General features: G+C 47.6%; 20 protein-coding genes. All 20 read left to right on the top strand.

Annotated features, from left to right (window positions below; translation table 11 throughout):
* The first annotated feature begins 87 nt into the window (after positions 1-87).
* The 20 genes from EIZ58_RS22085 to EIZ58_RS21990 all read left to right on the top strand — a co-directional run bounded on the left by EIZ58_RS22085 (position 88) and on the right by EIZ58_RS21990 (position 19,470).
* Positions 88-426 (top strand): hypothetical protein, encoded by a 339-nt coding sequence (locus tag EIZ58_RS22085; protein ID WP_134703093.1) that lies wholly within the window; start codon positions 88-90, stop codon positions 424-426.
* 487 nt (positions 427-913) lie between these two features.
* A complete protein-coding gene (locus tag EIZ58_RS22080) occupies positions 914-1,480 on the top strand; it encodes an SRPBCC family protein (protein ID WP_240689313.1) in 567 nt (188 codons plus the stop codon).
* 22 nt (positions 1,481-1,502) lie between these two features.
* On the top strand, positions 1,503-2,018 hold the full coding sequence (locus EIZ58_RS22075) for a (2Fe-2S)-binding protein (RefSeq protein ID WP_134703092.1): 516 nt from the start codon (positions 1,503-1,505) through the stop codon (positions 2,016-2,018).
* A 1-nt stretch (position 2,019) separates the two neighbouring features.
* The gene (locus EIZ58_RS22070; RefSeq protein ID WP_134703091.1) at positions 2,020-4,359 is read left to right on the top strand and encodes a xanthine dehydrogenase family protein molybdopterin-binding subunit; all 2,340 of its coding nucleotides are present in this window, start codon (positions 2,020-2,022) and stop codon (positions 4,357-4,359) included.
* A gap of 5 nt (positions 4,360-4,364) precedes the next feature.
* Positions 4,365-5,222 (top strand): FAD binding domain-containing protein, encoded by an 858-nt coding sequence (locus EIZ58_RS22065; RefSeq protein ID WP_134703090.1) that lies wholly within the window; start codon positions 4,365-4,367, stop codon positions 5,220-5,222.
* A gap of 79 nt (positions 5,223-5,301) precedes the next feature.
* Positions 5,302-6,432, top strand: a complete 1,131-nt coding sequence (locus tag EIZ58_RS22060; protein ID WP_240689312.1) for an XdhC family protein — start codon at positions 5,302-5,304, stop codon at positions 6,430-6,432.
* Positions 6,429-7,037: a nucleotidyltransferase family protein gene (locus EIZ58_RS22055; RefSeq protein WP_134703089.1), complete on the top strand. Its 609-nt coding sequence runs from the start codon at positions 6,429-6,431 to the stop codon at positions 7,035-7,037. The genes EIZ58_RS22060 and EIZ58_RS22055 overlap by 4 nt, the downstream gene beginning before the upstream one ends.
* 9 nt (positions 7,038-7,046) lie before the next feature.
* On the top strand, positions 7,047-7,931 hold the full coding sequence (locus EIZ58_RS22050) for a 5-oxoprolinase subunit B family protein (RefSeq protein WP_134703088.1): 885 nt from the start codon (positions 7,047-7,049) through the stop codon (positions 7,929-7,931).
* Positions 7,924-8,913: a 5-oxoprolinase subunit C family protein gene (locus tag EIZ58_RS22045; RefSeq protein WP_134703087.1), complete on the top strand. Its 990-nt coding sequence runs from the start codon at positions 7,924-7,926 to the stop codon at positions 8,911-8,913. Before EIZ58_RS22050 ends, EIZ58_RS22045 begins: the two co-directional genes overlap by 8 nt.
* Position 8,914: 1 nt before the next feature.
* A complete protein-coding gene (locus tag EIZ58_RS22040) occupies positions 8,915-9,163 on the top strand; it encodes an acetyl-CoA carboxylase (protein WP_134703086.1) in 249 nt (82 codons plus the stop codon).
* Positions 9,160-10,521: an acetyl-CoA carboxylase biotin carboxylase subunit gene (locus EIZ58_RS22035; protein ID WP_134703085.1), complete on the top strand. Its 1,362-nt coding sequence runs from the start codon at positions 9,160-9,162 to the stop codon at positions 10,519-10,521. Before EIZ58_RS22040 ends, EIZ58_RS22035 begins: the two co-directional genes overlap by 4 nt.
* On the top strand, positions 10,518-11,291 hold the full coding sequence (locus EIZ58_RS22030; protein WP_134703084.1) for a LamB/YcsF family protein: 774 nt from the start codon (positions 10,518-10,520) through the stop codon (positions 11,289-11,291). The genes EIZ58_RS22035 and EIZ58_RS22030 overlap by 4 nt, the downstream gene beginning before the upstream one ends.
* A gap of 76 nt (positions 11,292-11,367) precedes the next feature.
* Positions 11,368-13,431 carry a sigma 54-interacting transcriptional regulator gene (locus EIZ58_RS22025; RefSeq protein ID WP_240689310.1) on the top strand — a complete coding sequence of 688 codons (2,064 nt, stop codon included), beginning with the start codon at positions 11,368-11,370 and terminating at the stop codon, positions 13,429-13,431.
* An 11-nt stretch (positions 13,432-13,442) separates the two neighbouring features.
* Entirely contained in the window at positions 13,443-14,321 is an 879-nt protein-coding gene (locus EIZ58_RS22020; RefSeq protein WP_134703083.1) for a 5-oxoprolinase subunit B family protein, read from the top strand.
* Positions 14,318-15,298 carry a 5-oxoprolinase subunit C family protein gene (locus EIZ58_RS22015; RefSeq protein ID WP_134703082.1) on the top strand — a complete coding sequence of 327 codons (981 nt, stop codon included), beginning with the start codon at positions 14,318-14,320 and terminating at the stop codon, positions 15,296-15,298. The genes EIZ58_RS22020 and EIZ58_RS22015 overlap by 4 nt, the downstream gene beginning before the upstream one ends.
* A 103-nt stretch (positions 15,299-15,401) precedes the next feature.
* Positions 15,402-15,974: a Uma2 family endonuclease gene (locus EIZ58_RS22010; protein WP_134703081.1), complete on the top strand. Its 573-nt coding sequence runs from the start codon at positions 15,402-15,404 to the stop codon at positions 15,972-15,974.
* A 248-nt stretch (positions 15,975-16,222) separates the two neighbouring features.
* The gene (locus EIZ58_RS22005; RefSeq protein ID WP_134703080.1) at positions 16,223-17,074 is read left to right on the top strand and encodes an MBL fold metallo-hydrolase; all 852 of its coding nucleotides are present in this window, start codon (positions 16,223-16,225) and stop codon (positions 17,072-17,074) included.
* A 540-nt stretch (positions 17,075-17,614) separates the two neighbouring features.
* Positions 17,615-18,289 carry a response regulator transcription factor gene (locus tag EIZ58_RS22000; RefSeq protein WP_134703079.1) on the top strand — a complete coding sequence of 225 codons (675 nt, stop codon included), beginning with the start codon at positions 17,615-17,617 and terminating at the stop codon, positions 18,287-18,289.
* Positions 18,286-18,822 (top strand): hypothetical protein, encoded by a 537-nt coding sequence (locus EIZ58_RS21995; protein ID WP_240689309.1) that lies wholly within the window; start codon positions 18,286-18,288, stop codon positions 18,820-18,822. Before EIZ58_RS22000 ends, EIZ58_RS21995 begins: the two co-directional genes overlap by 4 nt.
* Before the next feature lie 3 nt (positions 18,823-18,825).
* Positions 18,826-19,470, top strand: a complete 645-nt coding sequence (locus tag EIZ58_RS21990) for a hypothetical protein (RefSeq protein ID WP_134703078.1) — start codon at positions 18,826-18,828, stop codon at positions 19,468-19,470.
* Positions 19,471-19,898 lie beyond the last annotated feature (428 nt).

The raw sequence follows: 19,898 nt of genomic DNA, 5'->3' as shown, positions 1-19,898 counted from the left end.
GCACTACGAAAAGTTCTCCTCCCGAAAGGGGAGAGATTTCTGCCGGAAGATTCAGCAGTTTGGATTGTACCTATAAGGCATGGTTTCTTGGACTTTAGCAAACTGCTGACATTGTATATCAATGCCACGGAAAAGAAGGTTTACCGTCACACAAAAAATTGGTCCAATGTTGAAATCAAAGACTTCTATCCTAAATTAAATAAGGAAGAAATCCAAGTGAAACTCAATCAACAATATAAAGATAAGGCTATCCAAGTTGGGTCTTTGGTTATTACTTATTCCTATTATAGAAAACGCCCGGTTCTAGCTTATGTGGTCCGTGTTAATCAGGATTATCAATTCGTAAATGCGAATACCGGTAAGACAGAACAGATGATAAGTGATGCAAACCGTCAATTGTACTGGATTCTTCAACAAACATTTTAAATACGTAGTTGATTCCGAGGGAAGCCCAAAAGTAGAGATAGATCTGACAAGGCTGTGGCGGGTTCGAGCTATTTGTACTACTTAGCGCTTGGTGAGCAAAAGCTTAAATTTGTGACCAACCGAAGTCTCTAATCTGGAGTGTTTCCAGTTGCGTGAGCATCGAGCCACCATCCGTGAGCAACCGCCCCAACTTTGTGAGTATATGAAAAAATTCGTGATCATCCGCTCTATCTTGGTGAGGATGAGCACGAAGAGGGTTAACATCCATCCACTATTTGGAGCAATGAAGAAAAAATAAGCACTTTTTTGGAAAAAAAACACCCCTAGTCGTGGAAAAGATCCCAGAAGAGAACGTTCAGATCAAAAAATTCAACCCAAATGAGTCTAATTCCCCAAAAAGGCTAAGCCCTAACCAGACATCCCCGTCTGGTTTTTTTATTTGTATATAAAAGCTTTCAAAACTGAAAGGTACGATTTCAGTACTGCAATGAACGGGTCACGTAAAAGCAAATTTCCCACGTTCCATCAGGGTAAACCATTGGCGAGCTTCTTGCAATTCAACTGTTTAGAAAATTCACTATTAAAAGAAGGGAGAGAATCTATCATTAAGATCGAATATGTGTATACCTTTCAACTTACAAGAGAGCAGGTCTGGAGCTGTATCCAGGATGAAGAAGCTCTAAAAAAAGCGATACCTGGGTGCAAGACGTTCCAAAAGCTAGCCGAAAATGAGTATTCCATTGAAATGGGCCTTAGTGTGGGACCTGTTAAAGGGGTGTTTACGGGCGAGGTCAGACAGACCGATCAAGAAGCGCCTTCGTTCTATCGCTTGCACCTCAAGGGGAAGGGGAAGCCTGGCGAAGTCGATGCGGTTGCGGATATGCAGCTTCAGGACTGCGAGGAAGGGACTCAGATCATATGTAGCGCGGATGTGAATGTAACCGGGGTTCTGGCTTCTGTCGGACAACGGATTATGAATGGAGTCGCGAAGCTCATGATGGGCCAGTTCTTTAAGTCCATGGATAAAGAAATGAAGCTAAAGCTGGGAGCATAAAGTTTACGGAGGTGGTTCAAAGGTGGAAGCGGGAAAAAGAAAGGTTTCTGTCAACGTAAACGGCGAAGGAAGAAGCGCCGAGGTTGAGGCTAGGCAATTGCTCGTTCATTACCTGCGCGATGAATTACATCTCACAGGAACCCATATCGGTTGTGATACCAGTCAGTGCGGGGCTTGTACCGTTCTGCTGAACGGGGAGGCGGTCAAGTCCTGTACCGTCCTTGCGGTTCAAGCTCAAGGAGGGGAAGTGACCACCGTAGAGGGCTTGGGGAACCGAGAACAATTGCATCCGATCCAACAGGGTTTCTGGGAAAAGCACGGATTGCAGTGCGGGTTTTGCACGCCGGGCGTCATGATGGCTGTCGTCAGCTTGCTAGAGGATAACCCTAACCCTACCGAAGAAGAAATCCGCGAAGGCCTAGAAGGCGTCATTTGCCGCTGTACCGGGTACCAATACATCGTAAGTGCTGTACAGCACGCGATCCAGCTGATTGCACAAGCCAAAAGCGAAGAGGTACATATGGGAGGAGGAAGCTAGCATGGGAGACTGGATTGGGACGAGGGTCAAACGAAAAGAAGACCCCAAGTTGCTTACCGGCAACGGTTATTTTACCGATGATATCAAGCTTACGGGTATGTTATTTGCCGCTGTTCTCCGAAGTCCATATGCCCATGCGCGCATCAAACAGATTCAGGTTGATGAGGCCCTGAAGTTGCCCGGAATCCAAGCGGTGTATACGGCAAAGGATCTGATTGGAAAAGTAAAAGCGGTTCCAACGATTTGGGCGGTGCCGGATTGCGGGTTGAAAAATAAGGCGCGAAGCCCCCTTGCCCTCGAGAAGGTTCATTATGTTGGGGAGGGAGTTGCTTTTGTTGTCGGGGAAAATCGTTACGTGGTAAAAGATGCGTTGGAGCTGATCGAAGTCGAATATGAGGAACTTCCTGCTGTCGTCGATCAAGAGACGGCTTCGAAGGAAGGAGCGCCGCTGGTTCATGAGGACGTCGAGCGCAATATCGCTTTCCACTGGCAACCCACAACCGTTCCAGACGAAGTGTTTACTCAAGCGGAGGTCGTTGTGAAACAGCGCTTTATTGAACAGCGCGTCGTTCCAAGTCCTATGGAAACGCGGGGAGCTGTCGCTCAGTATAATGCGGGAAGCGGAGAGATGACCATTTGGTGTACCTCTCAAAATCCGCATATTCACCGCATGACCTATTCCGAGATCCTTGGCATCCCGGAGTCTCGTTTGCGGATCATTGCGCCAGATGTGGGAGGGGGATTTGGGGCCAAGATTGCCGTTTACACGGAGGAGGCACTGACCGCCCATGCGGCAAGGGACTTAAAGCGCCCCATAAAATGGATCGAAGACCGTCGCGAGCATTTTGTAGCGACCAATCACGCTCGCGATGAGATCATCGACGTAGAGCTGGCGGGAACGAAGGATGGAAAAATCACGGCCCTGCGTGTACGGAACACCGCGAACCTAGGGGCCTATGTGTCCACCATGGGTGCGGCCGTCCCTACGCTTTGCTTCGGTTTAATGGCACCTGGTGCTTACGATATCCCCAAGGTAGGGGTTGAAGTCTGCGGTGTGTTCACGAATACCACGCCGACGGACGCTTATCGTGGGGCAGGAAAACCAGAAGCCACCTTCCAAATTGAGCGAATTGTCGATGTATTCGCGGAAGAAGTGGGCCTAGACCCCATCGAGGTGAGAAGAAAGAATTTGATTCCGCCGGATAAAATGCCTTACCCAACCGCCATGGGCTGCTTATACGATAGCGGAGATTATCATCACGCTTTGAATGTTGCGTTGGAAAAGATCAATTATGAAGATTTTCGTAAAGAACAGGAAGCCCTTCGTCAGCAGGGACGCTACGTGGGAATCGGCTTTTCCACCTATGTCGAGCTTTGTGGACTGGGACCTTCAAAGGTCGCTGGGGCCACGGGTTTTCAAGGCGGTCTGTGGGAAAATGCCACGGTTCGCGTTCATCCTACCGGCAGTGTATCCGTCTTTACCGGGATTTCTCCGCATGGTCAAGGAGAGGGAACCACCTTCGCTCAAGTGGTGGGGGAAAAGTTTGGCATACCGATAGAAGATATCGAGATTGTCCACGGCGATACCCAGAGTATTTCCATGGGCTGGGGAACCTACGGCTCTCGGTCAACGGCAGTAGGCGGAGCCGCCGTTTCGATCGCTGCTGACCGCGTCCTGCAAAAGGCCAGAAAAATTGCCGCGTTTGAGCTTGAAGCCAACGAATCGGAATTGATCTTTGAAAAGGGCGTGTTCTCCGTCGCTGGAAGTCCGGACAAGAAGCGGACCTTTAAAGAGATTGCGAAATCTGCTAACTTTGCCTGGAATTTGCCAGAGAAGATGGAGCCTGCTTTAGAAGCCCAGTCCTTCTTCGATCCAGAAAATTTCGTGTACCCCTATGGCACTCATATCTGCATCGTGGAAGTCGATGGGGAAACAGGGGAAGTGGAGCTGAAAAGATATATTGCCGTCGATGATGTGGGACGCGTCATTAATCCGATGATCGCTGAGGGTCAGGTTCATGGTGGCATCGCTCAGGGAGTAGGGCAGGCGCTATGGGAAGGCGCTATCTATAGTGAAGGCGGCCAGTTGCTCTCGGGCACCTTTATGGACTATACGATGCCGAAGGCTCGATTCTTCCCGACCATCGAAACAGCGTTTACCGAAGTGTTATCTCCGGTGAATCCCCTAGGGGCTAAGGGAGTGGGAGAAACCGGGACAACCGCGGCTCCGCCAGCTGTAGTGAATGCGGTTATGGATGCGTTGAAGCCGTTCGGTGTGAGAGACTTAGCGATGCCGCTCACTCCAGAAAAGGTCTGGAAAGCCATGCAGAAGGGGAGGTAGAAGGTGTGATACCAAGCTCGTTTGATTATATCCAAGCCACGACCGTGGAGGAAGCCATTCAGCTGTTGCAAGAAACGAATGGGGAAGGGAAGCTGATTGCAGGCGGTCACAGTTTAATTCCGTTAATGAAGTTTAGATTAACGTCTCCGAGCAAGCTAATTGATATCGCTCAGATTGCCGAGCTGCGCGGGATCAAGCTCGAGAATCAGCGGCTGATCGTAGGGGCCCTCACGACCCATCGGGATCTTTGCAAAAGTTCACTCGTACAGGAGCAGATTCCAGTGCTAGCCGAAACCGCGCGGCAAATCGGAGATTTGCAAGTGAGAAGCCGTGGAACGGTGGGAGGCAATATCGCTCATGCGGATCCCGCCGCTGACTTGCCTGGTGTGGCTCTCGCTCTGGATTGTACCGTTACCTGGCACGGTGAGGAGGGAACGGAGCAAGCTCAAGCCGAGGACTTTTTCCTAGGTCCGCTCATCACGGCTCTTCCTGAAAATAGTGTACTTACTTCTGTAAGTTTCGCCGTACCTCCCAAGCATGCCAAAAGCGTGTACCTGAAGTTTCCCCACCCGGCCTCGGGGTACGCCGTCATTGGGGTTTGTGTCCTCGTAGGGAAGAACGAACAAGGTGCGATTGATTTTATTCGGGTAGCGATTAACGGAGTGAGCGATATGGCTTACCGTGCCGTGAGTGTAGAAAATGCCTTGCTGGGAGAGCAAGCGACAGAAGCCAATGTGTTAAAGGCTGCCGCTCAAGCGGCTCGGGATGCAGAGATGGGTGAGGATTTATTTGCCTCTGCTGAGTACAGACAGCAGCTTTGTCGCGTATACACCAAACGCGCTCTAAGTCAGGTTTTGCTTTAGGAAGCCCTTCGTCATAACCCTCAACGGTCTTACCGACCGTTGGGGCTATGACAAAAACCAATTTCAGGGGTGAATAGCCGTGGTACGCGGAGAATTAAAAGAGATGATCGAAACCGTTGAAGAAAAGAAAAAGAGGGGATCGAAGCTCGCCTTAGCACGTGTCATCCGGGTCATCGGCTCTGCCTACCGAGGAGAAGGAGCCATGATGCTGATCGATGACCAAGGCAAGACCATGGGCATGATCTCTGGCGGGTGCTTGGAGCCGGATGTGGCCCAAACCGCGTTGCACGTGATGGAGCAAGGGACCTCCCTCATCAAATCCTATACCTTGGATGAAGATCTGATGTGGGGCTTAGGTTTGGGCTGTCCCGGAACCGTCGAAGTGCTGATTGAAGCTATGCCGTTATCCGATCCCCCACTGGACGCTTGGATAAACGGGATGAAGGAAGAGCAAGCAGGGGTGTTGATCACCCTATTAGATCGTGAAGAGGGAGGGCGACTTTATGTTCCTGTCTCGGGGGAAGAACCGGTGGGAAGCCTGGGAAACCCTCATTTCGATACACTCGCTATTAAATACGCTCGCAACAAACTAGGGGAGCAAAATCCAAAATCTGAATCTCGCATGATGGGCCCTGAAAAAGGGAGGGAAGCCCGATTATTTTTTGATGTCTATCAACCGCCTGCGAAACTGCTCATTTTTGGTGCAGGGCACGACGCCATCCCTCTTGCAGCGATGGGTCATAGTCTAGGATTCCAAACCACCGTAGTAGATCCTCGGTTGGATTATAATACACCTTTTCGGTTTCCCCATGCGAAAAGAATCTTGGTCCATCCTGCTTCGTTTTCGACGAAGGTCAAGGTCGATTTGCAAACCTATGCCATTATCATGAACCATCACCTGGAACGTGACATCGAGGCTCTTCATTATACCCTTCAATCCCAAGCGGCGTACATTGGGGTCCTGGGCCCTCGCTCCCGGAGAAACGGAATGCTGGATCGTTTAAAGCAAGAGGGGAAATGGTTTGCGCGGGAACGATTGGAACATATGTACAGCCCGGTAGGTCTCGATATTGGGGCTTATTCCCCGGAGGAAATTGCGGTAAGTATTTTGTCTGAAATCGTGGCCGTTCGAAACCGGCACAGCGGAGGATTTTTACGTGATCGAGCCCTAATTCACCATCCTTCGAGTAAGGAGGAGCATACCGCATGAAGCCACGCGTGGCCGCGCTGATTCTTGCGGCGGGTGCCTCTTCGAGGATGGGGAAGCCCAAGCAGCTGCTGGATCTGGGAGGAAAAACGATGCTCGAGCATGTACTGTCCCCTGTTCTGCGCATGGACTTTGCTGAAATCGCCACAGTCATCGGCCATCAGGCGGAATCGATTCAATCCCGTCTTTGCATTCGGGATTCGCGCTTTCGATGGGTCCTAAATCCCCACTATGCGAAAGGACAAAGCACCTCCTTACGAGCGGGAATTGAGGCTTTAGCCGATCATTGCCAAGGCGTCATGGTATTCCTTGGGGATACCCCTTGGATTGAACAGAAAACGATGCAAGCGGTATTCGATAAAGGGGGAGAATTGCTCGCGTTCACCGAAGGCCCGTTCGTGGTCCAGCCGGTATTACAGGGAATGCCAGGACATCCTGTATTTTTTGGCCGGGTGCCTATGAAGCTTTTTTCTCAGTTACAAGGAGATCGAGGAGCTAAACCCTTGATCCGTCAAATCAAGGACCATTACCTGCTCCCTGTAGCCGACGAGGGGGTTCTGCAAGATGTGGATACACCGGAAGATGTCGTTCGTCTTCTTAAAAAATAATGGATTGAGGTGGGACATTTGACACGGTATGAATATGGCGGCGATGAATTTATCTTTGTCGAGCTGGCCGAAGAAATGACCTTGGAAGCAAATTTCCGCGGGATGGCGATTACAAGAAAGTTAAGAGATAAGGCCCTGCCTGGCGTGCTCGATATTTGCCCTTCGAATGCTTCTTATATGGTTCGAGTGGACCCTGATGTTCTCCATCCAGACCTCTTGATTCAAGAACTCAAAGAGCTGGAGAAATCAGCGTCAGACTTAGACGATATCGAGATTCACTCCCGTCTTGTGGATGTGCCGGTATGGTTTGAGGATCCTTGGACCCACGAGGCCGTTATGCGGTTCCGCGATCGACATCAAGACCCCCGTGCCACCGACTTGGAGTATGCGGCACGAGTGAACGGGTATTCCTCGAAGGAAGATTTTATTGAGGCGATTACCAGTTATCCCTTCTTGGTTTCCATGGTCGGTTTCGTACCCGGTTTGCCGTGGTGCTTCCAGATGGTCCCGCGTGAACAGCAGATTGAAGTACCTAAATATGTCCGTCCACGAACGTATACACCGGAGAGGACCTTTGGCTTTGGCGGGGCCTTCGCCGTCATCTATCCGGTTCAAGGTGCCGGGGGATACCAAATGTTCGGGGTAGCGGCAGCACCGATCTTCGATAAGGACCAACGTTTACCTGACTTTCAAGATTCCATGACGTTCCCGCGTCAAGGGGATATTTTCCGCTATCGTTCGGTTCCTCAAGAGGAATACGAGGCGCTCCGCAAGCAAGTGGAGGAAGGAACCTTCCGTTACCGCACGAAGGAAATGAGCTTCAGACCAAGTGAAGTGATGAAGGATCCCAAGGGCTTTTCCGAAAATGTGTTGAGGAGGTTATATCATGATTAATGTCATCAAACCAGGTCTGCAAACGACCGTCCAAGACCTTGGCCGCATCGGCTATTATGACATTGGGATGCCGCCTTCGGGAGCCATGGATACCTACTCCTTTACCGCAGCCAATTGGCTCGTGGGCAATGAGGAAAACGCAGCTGCCCTCGAGATTACGTATATGGGTCCGGAGCTGGAGTTTCAGTCCGATACGACCATCGCACTTACGGGAGGCGAGATCCCGCCCAAAGTCAACGGCCAGCCGATCCCGATGTGGGAAACCGTCGAGGTCACAGCAGGAGATACCCTGAGCTTTGAGTTTATGAAAAGCGGGGCCCGCGTTTACCTGGCAGTAGCGGGAGGGATCGATGTTCCCCTTCTCATGGGATCTCGTTCCACCTATACCCTATGCGGCATTGGCGGGTTTGAAGGACGGGCGCTGCAGGCGGGAGACTGCTTGAAGCTCGGCAGCCATCCAACCAAGCCCATCCAAGCAGGAACGCGGGTGTCAGCCGAATTCATCCCCACGTTTTCCAAACAGCACGAAATCCGTGTTGTGCTCGGACTGTGCAGCTATCGCCTCACGGATGAAAGCAAGGACCGCTTTCTCACGTTAAATTGGACCGTGACGCCGGAGGCGAATCGTATTGGCTATCGGTTTAAAGCAGAACGCCTGCATTTTGTTCCCCGGGAACAGCCTTTTGGAGCAGGGAGCAACCCTTCAAATGTAGTGGATCTCGGCTATCCCATTGGCTCTATTCAGGTTCCGGACGGCGTAGAGCCGATTGCCCTATTGAACGATGCCGTGACGGGGGGCGGCTATGCGACCATTGCCACGATTATCAGCACTGACCTGAATAGGATGGCTCAAGTCAAAACCAACGATCAAGTTCGCTTTACTTCCGTTACCCTCGAGGAAGCCTTGCAGGCACGCAAGGAACACAAACAAAAACTGCAAAGACTGAAAGCCCAAATCGAAAAAGAAGGGAGAGGCTTTTAACATGACGCTAAACCGATCCGTCGTTTCTCCTATTCCCGGTGTATTCTACCGCAAGCCGAGTCCAGAACAAGAGGATTATGTAAAAGAAGGTCAAGAGGTGAAAGCAGAGGACACCATTGGATTAATCGAAGTGATGAAAAATTTCTACGAAGTGAAAGCAGAGGTCGATGGGATTGTAGAAACCTTCTCGGTGGCCAATGAAGAGGTTGTTGATGCAGGGCAGGCCTTGGCTGTGATCCGGCCCCTATGAGTTACTTTAAAAAAATCCTCATTGCCAATCGAGGCGAGATCGCTCGCCGAGTCATTCGTACCTGCAAGCAGTTAGGCATTGCGACCGTTGCCGTTTATTCCGAAGCGGATGCCGAAGCCCTCTTCGTAGACGAGGCTGATGAGGCCGTCTGTATCGGACCGGCACAAGCGAAAAAAAGCTACCTGGATATTGATAAAGTGATCGAGGCGGCGAAGCAAACGGGAGCCACGGCTATTCATCCTGGATACGGGTTTTTGTCGGAGAACCCGAACTTTGCTCGTCGATGCGAACAAGAGGGAATGACCTTTATTGGACCTTCTGCTCGGATCATCGAGCTGATGGGCAGTAAAATTGAGGCGCGCCGCCAAATGCAAAAGGCAGGGGTACCCGTCGTACCCGGCTGGGACGGACAGCTGGAATCGGTGGAGATGGCTGTAGAAATCGCCAACCGACTCGGCTATCCCCTCATGTTAAAAGCAAGTGCCGGGGGTGGGGGCATCGGGATGCATCTGGTTCAGGATGAGGAAGAGCTCATCAAAGTGTTTGGTTCCACAACGCAACGCGCCCACTCTTTTTTTGGAGACGGCACCCTTTTCCTGGAAAAGTATATTCAAAACCCCCACCATATCGAGGTTCAGGTCGCCTGCGACGCGTATGGCCATGCGGTTCACTTGTTCGAGCGGGAATGCTCGGTGCAAAGAAGAAACCAAAAGGTGGTTGAGGAAAGTCCCTCTCCCTTCTTAAGTCAGACCACACGGGAGAAGCTCTTGGCTGCAGCCCTGAAAGGGGTAAGGGAGATGGGATACACGAATGTCGGAACGATGGAGTTCATTGTCGATGAAACCGAACAGTTTTACTTCTTGGAGATGAACACGCGCCTACAGGTCGAACACCCGGTAACCGAGGAAATCACAGGGATCGATCTGGTCCAGCTTCAGATCCAACTGGCGGCGAAAGAAAAGCTCGCATTTAAGCAAGAAGACATCGAAATGAAGGGTCATTCGATCGAATGCCGCCTCTATGCCGAGGATCCTCGTACCTTTTTTCCTTCCCCTGGTACGATCCAAAGTCTCACCTTGCCTGAACGCGAGGTGAGATTAGACTTCGCCGTGAAAGAGGGGAGTGTCGTCTCTCCTTATTATGATCCGATGATCGGAAAGATCATTACCAAAGGAGCGGATCGGGATGAAGCTCTACGCCACATGGAGCAGGCTCTATCGAGTCTTCAGGTAGAAGGAATAAAAACCAATGTGACCTTACTTGAAGCGGTGATCCAGCATGATCAATTTCGCAAAGGCGTGTATACGACCCGTTTTCTAGATGAGCTTCTCACCCAAAAGGAGGTGTCGAAAGGTTGAAAGTAGACTTGAATTGCGACATGGGGGAGAGCTTCGGCTTATTTTCGATGGGCCAAGACGAGGACATGATGCCGTATATTTCTTCGGCCAATATTGCCTGCGGTTATCATAGCGGAGATCCACATGTCATGCGTAAAACGGTGGAGCTTGCTAAGCAATATGGCGTGGGCATTGGGGCTCATCCTGGTTTTCCGGATCTCTTAGGCTTTGGGCGACGACATATGAATTGCACCCCTTCTGAGGTAAAAGACTATATCACCTATCAGATGGGAGCGTTGCGCGAATTTGCATCGGCGGCTAAAATGAAGCTGCAGCATTGTAAACCACATGGGGCGCTTTATATGATGGCGATGGAGGATGAGACCCTTGCCAAGGCTTTCTTAGAAGCGATTGCGGCTGTAGAGGAGTCGGCCGTGGTCTATGCGTTGAATCAATCGGCCGTAGTGGACCTGGCAACGAAAATGGGAATTCCGGTGGCCAGGGAGGTTTACTCCGACCGGGAGCATACCGCCAACGGCTCCATCGTTCTCACCAGAAAGGGAGTGGCCATTGATGACTATGAACATATGGCCCAACGCGTCGTTCGAATGGTCAAGGAAGGGGTGGTCGTCACCCATACGGGGGAGGAAACCACGCTAAAAGCCGAGACCGTCTGCATCCACGGAGACACGCCAGGGGCACCCCTGCTCGCGAAAGCCATTGTAAAGGCACTAAAGGAGATCCATATCCAAGTGGCCAGCATTAAAGAAGTGTTAGGCGTAAGCTGTTGAGGATTCAACAGCTTTTTTATTATTCAAATATTTGTTAATATAGAACTAACTTTTTCTTTTAGGAGGCCTACCCAAGTTGATTGTATGGAGTGAAATACTAGAATCCATTCCACCGTCGGTGGATGTGGCTTGCACCATAGCGGAGGCGCTAGCCCTATTTCAAACCATTCCTCACAAGCTTGCGATGGTACAACAGGAAAAACGTATCGTCGGTTATATCGACGTATCCTCCATTCTGGAGCAATTACGGAGTTCACTTGATATCCAACAGGTTATTCGGTATGACCAGGATATGTTGATGGTGCCCGAGCAAAGTCCAGTGGAATTCTATCATAATATCTCTGTGGTACTAGGAGTGAATGAAAAAGGAGAGATTACAGGCTTTATTCGGATGGAAGAGGCGCGAAGCAAGCTCAATGAAACGAAGCTCGAGCAGATGAACCGCATTCTGAATGGGGCCGGCATTGGGATTGTCACCACAGATTCCCATTTTCATATTTCTTTCGTGAATGAAATGGGAGAAAAGATTCTAGGAGTGGACCGTTCTTTTCTGATGAACCGCAATTATAAGATTCTACTAGAGACCAATCGGGATCTAGGAGAAGTTCTAAAAGGAAAGCAGTTGTTTAACGTGGCTTCTTCGTTCAACTTCAAGCAAATCATTGGGAACTGCTCTCCGTTTGTTGTCCAAGGTCAAATCTCGGGTATGGTTCATATCTTTGGACAGCGAGAGCAATGGGAAGAAGGGGTATCCGAACTCGAATTCGTTCGTCACCTGTCGGAAGATTTGCAAGCGATTTATTCGTCCTCCAGAGAACAAATTCTTGTCGTGGATGGCACGGGAAAAATAATTCGGATCGCAGGTACGTTTCTTAAGGAGTATTGGATGACGGAGGATCCGCAGGATCTGATCGGCCGAGATGTGAAAGAGTTAGAAAAGGAAGGACGCTTTGGGCCAAATGTCGTAGAATTATGCAAGCGAAAACAAGGCAAGGTCAGCAGTATCCAAGAAACCGTCGAGGGAAGAAAGGTCTGGTCTGTCGCCAATCCCGTCTTCCATGGAGATAAGCTGGAAAAAGTGGTGATCATCTCCCACGATATGACCGAGATGGATCGTCTTCGCCAAAAGCTCGAGATCGCCCAACAGCAGTCCGAAAGCTATAAACACGAGTTGGAAGATCTAATGGAAAGGACAGGGCAGCGAAAAACCCTCCTTTATCGGTCTCAAATTATGGAAGATACGGTGGATGAAATGCGCCGAATCGCTTCCGTAGATTCCACCGTGATGCTATTTGGGGAATCTGGCGTGGGGAAAGAAGTGTTTGCGCATGCCATCCATGAAAGTAGTAAGAGAAAAGACCAGCCTTTTATCCGAGTAAATTGTGGTGCGATCCCTGAAAATCTCATTGAAAGCGAGCTGTTTGGTTACGAAAAAGGGGCTTTTACCGGTGCAGATTTAAAAGGAAAGCCGGGCTTTTTTGAACTGGCCCATAAGGGAACCCTGTTCCTCGATGAAATTACCGAGCTGCCACTTAATATGCAAGTCAAACTTCTGCGCGTGTTACAAGAGCGAGAGATCGTTCGCGTGGGAGGGATTCGTACGATTCCGATTGACGTTCGCATTATTTCGGCCACGAACCGTGACATACGGGAGCGGGTCGAGGAAGGTCAATTTCGCGAAGACTTATATTACCGATTAAATGTCATCCCCATTTCCATTCCTCCTTTGCGTGATAGGCCTGGCGACATTGCTTCGCTAGCGATGCATTTCTTGCAAAAATTTAACCACACCTACGAAAAAGAGAAATCCCTTTCCCGCGAAGCCCTAGAGATTCTAGAAAACTATCACTGGCCAGGAAATGTAAGAGAGCTGCAAAATGTCATGGAACGGATCATCGTGACGACTCGCCACGATTACATTGAAGGACATGATATTCTCCCCATCCTTTACGCGGATCGAAGCAGCAAAAAGATAAAACCGATGGTTTTCGACCTGATGCCCATGAAGGATGCAATTGCCGAGCTTGAGAGCCAGTTGATTCAACTCGCGCTGCGCAAGCACGGATCAGCGGCAAAAGCATCCCAAATCTTAGGCATAAGCCCTGCTACGATCAGTCGACGCATGAACAAAAGTAGGTAAGGAGGATTCCTTTGTATACGCTGCCAGAAACCCGTTTTGATTTTGCCGGAGACGAGTACATATTCGCCGAGATTTCTCGCGACATGAGCCCATTAAGCCATTTTAAGGCCCTTGCCATTACGAATGAATTAACTAGAAGACAGATTCCTGGCATTCTAGAAATCTGTCCATCCAATGCTTCCTACTTGGTTCGTTTTAACCCAGACTTGATCCCTGCACGAGAGCTTCTAGATGACCTGAAGGAGATCGATCTGACGAAGAGCAACCCCTTAGAGCTTCATCTGTCCTCAAGGATCGTCGAAATCCCAACCTGGTATGACGATCCCAAGACAAGGGAATATTCTCGAAGATTTAAAAATAAGCATCATCATCCCGAACTAACCGACTTTGATTATGTGGTCAAAATCAATGGCTACCGCGACAAGAAATCTTTTATCGAAGCGCACTCCTCCCTTCCTTATCTGATCACAATGATGGGGTTTATGCCGGGAGCCGGATGGCAATTTCCGCTGGGCAGTGAAAAAGAGAGGACGATCCAGGCCCCAAAATATCTCAGCCCTCGAACCGATACTCCTGAACGAGCCGTTGGTTTAGGCGGGGGGTTCACCTTTTTATATCCTGTTGCTGGACCCGGAAGCTATCAATTGATTGGCCGTTCTGCCGTTCCCACCGTTCGCGTATCCCCGAACCCACCCGACATCTTTTTCTTGGCAAGACCGGGAGACTTGTGGAAGTACCGTTCGATTGATGAAAAAGAGTACATGCGAATTCAGGAGGAAGTGGCATTAGGCACTTACACCTACAAGCAAAAGGATATTGAGTTTTCGGTAGGTGATTATCTCAAAATGGAAAGAAGCTATATCGAAGCGCTATTGGAGGGTTTCTCGTGATCAAAATTCGGAAGCCTGGTTTACATACCACGGTTCAAGACAGGGGTCGCCAAGGAAGCTATCATTTAGGAATCCCCCCATCCGGGGCTGCCGATCAATATTCTTTTCTGCTGGGCAATCTCCTTCTTGGTAATCCAGATCATTGTGCTGGTCTTGAAATCACACTGCTGGGTCCAGAAATCGAATGCCTAAAAAAGACATGCCTAGCGATTACGGGTGCCCCCATCGAATGTCGCTTGAATCGGCAGCCTGTTCCGATGTGGGAGCCGATCCTCGTCCAAGAAGGGGATATCCTTAGCTTGGGCAAAGTAGACCAAGGGGTTAAGAGTTATATCACCTTTGCAGGAGGGATTCAGGTTCCGGACGTTCTAGGCAGCAAGTCCACTTTTGTCTTAGGTAACCTAGGCGGCTATCAAGGACGAGCGGTGAAGGAGGGGGATGAATTAGCGATCGGAGATCCCCTGCCAGAAGTTTTTAAGAGAGTAGGAAAAAACATTCCGACTTCCTGTCTTCCTTTATTTGAAAAAGAAAAAGAACTGCGAGTAGTCATGGGGCTATCGGGTCACCGCATCTCGGATGAAGGATTAAAAGCCGTCCTCCAATCGGACTGGCAGGTGGGGCTAGAATCGAATCGAGTGGCTTATCGCTACAAAGGAAACTCCATCTCATTCAAAAAAGTGGAGCCTCCTTTTGGGGCAGGGACCCGTTTATCCAATGTGGTCGACATCGCCTACCCGATTGGCGTAGTAATGGTTACCAATGAAGAAGAAATGATCATCCTCTTGCGAGACGGAACGTCAGGCGGGGGCTTTGTTACCATTGGCACCGTCATCAGCCCGGACTTGGACCTTGTTGCCCAATCTAGACCGATGTCGTCGACTCGTTTTATTGCGGTTACTACGGAGCAAGCGATGGAGGCGAGACGAGAAAGGAGTAAGAAGGTTAGACTTGTTTCTGAGCTGCTTAAGGGAGATTGAGGACGATGATTTTCAGGTAAGGTGGAAGTTAATGGTATTTTTTATTTGTTTATGAGAAAATAGAATAGAGATATGTTTATCGTAGGTACCAAGGAGGAGAGCCATGATTCGTAAAAGTGGACAAATGTACACCTATAACGATTACCTATCTTGGGATGATGGCAAGAGATCGGAACTCATCCATGGTATTTTTTATAATATGACGCCTGCTCCTTCACGAAAGCATCAGGAGATCGTGGGTGAATTGTTTGCAGAATTTAGAAATTACCTAAGAGATAAAGAGTGTCGGGCATATGTAGCTCCTTTTGATGTTCGATTGCCTATTGGAGATGAACAGGATGAAGACATTCATAACGTGGTTCAACCTGATATTGTTGTGGTTTGCGACAAGTCGAAGCTGGACGATAAGGGGTGCAAAGGCAGCCCTGACTTAATTGTTGAAGTATTGTCTCCAACAACGGCGAAGAAGGACAGGAATGAAAAACGAAAATTATATGAACAAGTAGGGGTGAAGGAGTACTGGATTGTTGACCCTCTACATGAAACCATTGAAATTTTAACTTCGGTTCATGGAAAATATGGTCATGCAGAAATTTATTCAAAAGAAGATCAAGTAAAGGTTAGCCTATTTGAGGATTTGAGTATTGATCTGCAGACTGTTTTCAAGGAGGTATAGGTGCCATCAAAAGAGAAAACCGCCTGAGGGCGGTTTTTTCACAACTTCATTCAAAAAACGCCAGGACAGAAGAAAGCAATTCAACAAAAGGTAGTCCTACTAAAAATAGAATAACTTCATATGCTAGGAAGTTCAGCTACCATCAAGCGATGGAGATAAAGGAAGAGCTTATATGGATAGGTGATGGTGCGCGACAGCCAAGTCTATTATCTCCGAAAAGGCGATCAATAATGGAAGGGGATGGAATCATGAAACTGGAGACGAATGTAGAAGGCAGCTTTTATGTAACGATTGCCTGCATTGATTGTGATCAGTGCAGACAGTTGGCACCGGAGACGTTTTCGGAGGTAAGCGGCTATTCTGCGGTGATCAAGCAGCCTATTCATCCAACGGAAAAAGCCAAAGCCTTTCAAGCCCTCCTGGCTTGTCCAACGGGAGCGATCCATAGCGAGGACAAAGAGGGCCTGCGGGAAGCCATGCAGGATTTTCCTTTGCTGATAAACGATGGGGTCTATTATTGCGGCTTTACCTCCCATCGCTCCTATGGCGCCAGTAGCTATTTGATCGTTCACCCGGATGGAAACTGGCTGGTGGATGCTCCCCGTTGGCATCCCCATTTGGTAGAAAATATTGAAAAGCTAGGTGGCATAAACTATATTTTCTTAACCCATCAGGATGATGTCGCCGACGCGGCACGTTATGCCAGTCACTTTCAGGCAGAACGGTTTATTCACGAGAAAGAACTTTCGGCACAGCCTGATGCCGAACATATCATGAAAGGAACGGAACCGATCTCGTGGCACCCCGATTTTCGGTTGATCATGGCCCCTGGACATACTCCTGGACACATGCTGCTCCTGTATCGCCAGCAGTTTTTGTTTACGGGGGATCACCTCGCGTGGGACCGGGATCAAGAGGATCTAACGGCTTACCGGGATCACTGCTGGTACTCCTGGACCGAACAGACTCGTTCCATGCAGCGACTTGCTGAAGAAACCTTTAGCTGGATCTTGCCCGGCCACGGGGACCGCATCCATTTGCCTCCGCTTCAAATGAAAGAAGCGATGAACAGACTAGTAAGAAGGATGCAGAAACAGTAAATGTTATTATGGAGTGGGACTAATTGAAGTGATTACAGGAACGTGAGCAATAGGCACCAATTCGTGACCAAAAGCAGCTTCTAATTTGTAATCCTTCCAGCCACGTAAGCATTTAGCTATAATTCGTGAGCATCCGCCCAAACTTTGTGAGCATATAAAAAAATTTGTGACCATCCACTCTAGCATCTTGTAAAGCAGGGCAGCTCGGGCCCTATTCGGGGGGAATGATGAATAAATAATCGCTTTTTAAGGAAGAAAACATCCCGTATTGACTTCAAAGGGGCCAAATCATCATGAGACGTAGAAAAATCGACCTCAAATCAACGGATTTCTGAAAAAAGTAAAAGAGCCATCATGCTAGTATTGAGTTATCCACCAGGTCAGCATCCTACAGCAAAGCAAAGCCCATCGTCTTTTAAGAGAAGATAGGCTTTTTTCTTTTATATCAAAAAAATGGTTTCGAATCGAAGTTTAATTCATCCTAGGTCACATCAGACTGCCATATTTGCGCTGGGCTATTTTTTCATAGGAGTACACATGATGACGAACATTCTACTTGTGGATGACGATATCTTAAAGCTAGTATGTATCCACTTATCTGAGCAAGGTTTTAGAGTATTTAAAGCAAAGGACGGAATGGAAGCTTTACAGTTCCTTAAGAAGGAAATCTGTCATTTAGCCGTTGTGGATGTGATGATGCCTTTTATGGATGGCTATACTTTAACAAAAAAAATTCGAGATCAGTATAATATCCCGGTCATCCTCTTAACCGCAAAAAATCAAATCGAGGATAAAGAGCAGGGGTTTCAAGCAGGTACAGACGACTATCTGGTTAAGCCGTTTGAACCCAAAGAATTAATCTTTCGTATAAAAGCCCTGTTGCGGCGATATGATCATCAACTAGACGAATCCATTGTGCGCATAGGCAGCACCACGATAGACAAAAAAAGCTATGAAGTTCAGACCGGAGACCGGACTATACTTTTACCCTTAAAGGAATTTGAACTTTTGTATTTTCTCATGTCAAACCCTATGCAAGTGTTTTCCAGAGACCACCTCATTGAACAGATATGGGGTTTAGATTATGACGGGGAAGAACGAACCGTCGATGTTCATGTAAAAAGAATAAGAGAACGTTTTTCCAAGTTAACAGATGATTTTCAAATTAAAACCGTACGAGGGGTTGGATATTCACTGGAGGCAAAGCGAACATGAAATCTCTTTACGTAAAATTTGTTCTCCTTACCTTTGGAATCATGATGTTGAGTAGTATTCTTGCTTTTTTAATCTCCAATTCGTATTATCAGCAAAAATTAAAACCCTCTAACGATCAAAAAATAACAGATATTGCACAATCTATCGCTTCGTATGTTGACGGACACCCACATATCAACTTAGCAGAATACCTAGAAAATATTTCTTCAATGGGATATCAAATCTTCCTGACTGATGATTTTGGTGAAGAAGCTTATTTTGGCGCACCATTCAGAGAAACAAATATCTCTGTTTCAACTAAAGAGTTTGTACTAAACGGGAATGTTTACCATGGGATTCTTCATTTTCCACAACAAATGTTTGTAACGGGCTTTTTTGCTAATGAATTGAAGTATACCATTGGTGTTCCTTTAAGACATAATGAAAAAAATTATGCTCTTTTCCTCAGACCGGATATTAAACTTCTTTTTAATGAGATGCATCGTTTATTTGGCTTCTTGCCTTATAAAGTATTGTTTATATTTGGGAGTTAACTAATGATAAGCAGTTTAAATGAGATTCGTAGACCAATAAAAAAATCGCTATCAAGGAATTTTTTATATTCAACTTTAATATTTATCGTAGGGGTTATTTTAGGCATAATTTCCAAGGTGCTTGATACAACCCCAAGTAATTTATTACCCTATTTTCTTGAAATATTAGATTTTAGGAACTTTTTTTCTCGCATGGGGGCTTGGATTTTCCTTGCGGTAGTAATATCTGTGTATAGCAAATCACCTGTTAGATCTGCCATAAATGTTTTTTTGTTTTTTGTAGGCATGGTAGGTAGCTATTATCTATACACAGTTCTGGTAGCTGGATTTTTCCCTAAATCATATATGATGATTTGGATTGTCATGACTGTTATTTCGCCATTTTTGGCTTTTGGTTGTTGGTATGCAAAAGGAAAAGGTATAATTGCTGTTTTTATTTCATCCGTTATTTTTATGTTTATATCAAGACAGTCGTTTGCATTTGGATTTTGGTATTTTGGTATTAAAAATAATTTGGAATTTTTACTCTGGATAGCCACGATTTTTGTTTTATATCAGTCTCCAAAACAAATAATCAAGGTGGTGACTGTAGGATTGCTTCTCTACTTCCTTACTGCTCAAATCAATTTATTTTGGGGAATGTTGTAGCGTCTATGTTCACATTATTCTTAAATAGATTGTGAAACAATTGAAAGAGCAACAAAAATCGTTATCGACTTTTTGAACGTATTATCATCTCAAATGATCACAAAAAACGGAAGCAATGATTTGCTTCCGTTAGAAAATCAGGATAGGCAAAAACGGATCTAATCGAATCTATCTCTTTCTTGAAAACTTCTTTAGACCCGATCCCTGAGCCTTTAGAAAAGTCCACCTTGTTTCTCCAAAACCACCTGTTTGGTTTATTAATCGAAGTTCTGTATTAGAGACAACCTCAATTCTTAACGTTCCACGACCAGTATTTACTCCACGAGGAACATCGACCCAGCTGCCCGAAATCTCCAAATCTTCAGTATCTAAAGTTCCGCGAAATACATTAGTAAAAGAAGTGCCACTACCAGCATCGCTGAGTCCAG

Source organism: Ammoniphilus sp. YIM 78166 (assembly GCF_004522215.1).
Taxonomy (GTDB): Bacteria; Bacillota; Bacilli; order Aneurinibacillales; family RAOX-1; genus YIM-78166.
Note: the sequence above shows the minus strand (reverse complement) of the source record. Positions and strands in the feature narration are given on the sequence as shown.

Coding starts and splice junctions, on each gene's coding strand:
- EIZ58_RS22000 (WP_134703079.1), top strand. CDS start 17,615: ATGACGAACATTCTACTTGTGGATGACGATATCTTAAAGCTAGTATGT.
- EIZ58_RS22055 (WP_134703089.1), top strand. CDS start 6,429: ATGAAGCCACGCGTGGCCGCGCTGATTCTTGCGGCGGGTGCCTCTTCG.
- EIZ58_RS21990 (WP_134703078.1), top strand. CDS start 18,826: ATGATAAGCAGTTTAAATGAGATTCGTAGACCAATAAAAAAATCGCTA.
- EIZ58_RS22070 (WP_134703091.1), top strand. CDS start 2,020: ATGGGAGACTGGATTGGGACGAGGGTCAAACGAAAAGAAGACCCCAAG.
- EIZ58_RS21995 (WP_240689309.1), top strand. CDS start 18,286: ATGAAATCTCTTTACGTAAAATTTGTTCTCCTTACCTTTGGAATCATG.
- EIZ58_RS22040 (WP_134703086.1), top strand. CDS start 8,915: ATGACGCTAAACCGATCCGTCGTTTCTCCTATTCCCGGTGTATTCTAC.
- EIZ58_RS22035 (WP_134703085.1), top strand. CDS start 9,160: ATGAGTTACTTTAAAAAAATCCTCATTGCCAATCGAGGCGAGATCGCT.
- EIZ58_RS22045 (WP_134703087.1), top strand. CDS start 7,924: ATGATTAATGTCATCAAACCAGGTCTGCAAACGACCGTCCAAGACCTT.
- EIZ58_RS22005 (WP_134703080.1), top strand. CDS start 16,223: ATGAAACTGGAGACGAATGTAGAAGGCAGCTTTTATGTAACGATTGCC.
- EIZ58_RS22010 (WP_134703081.1), top strand. CDS start 15,402: ATGATTCGTAAAAGTGGACAAATGTACACCTATAACGATTACCTATCT.
- EIZ58_RS22080 (WP_240689313.1), top strand. CDS start 914: ATGAACGGGTCACGTAAAAGCAAATTTCCCACGTTCCATCAGGGTAAA.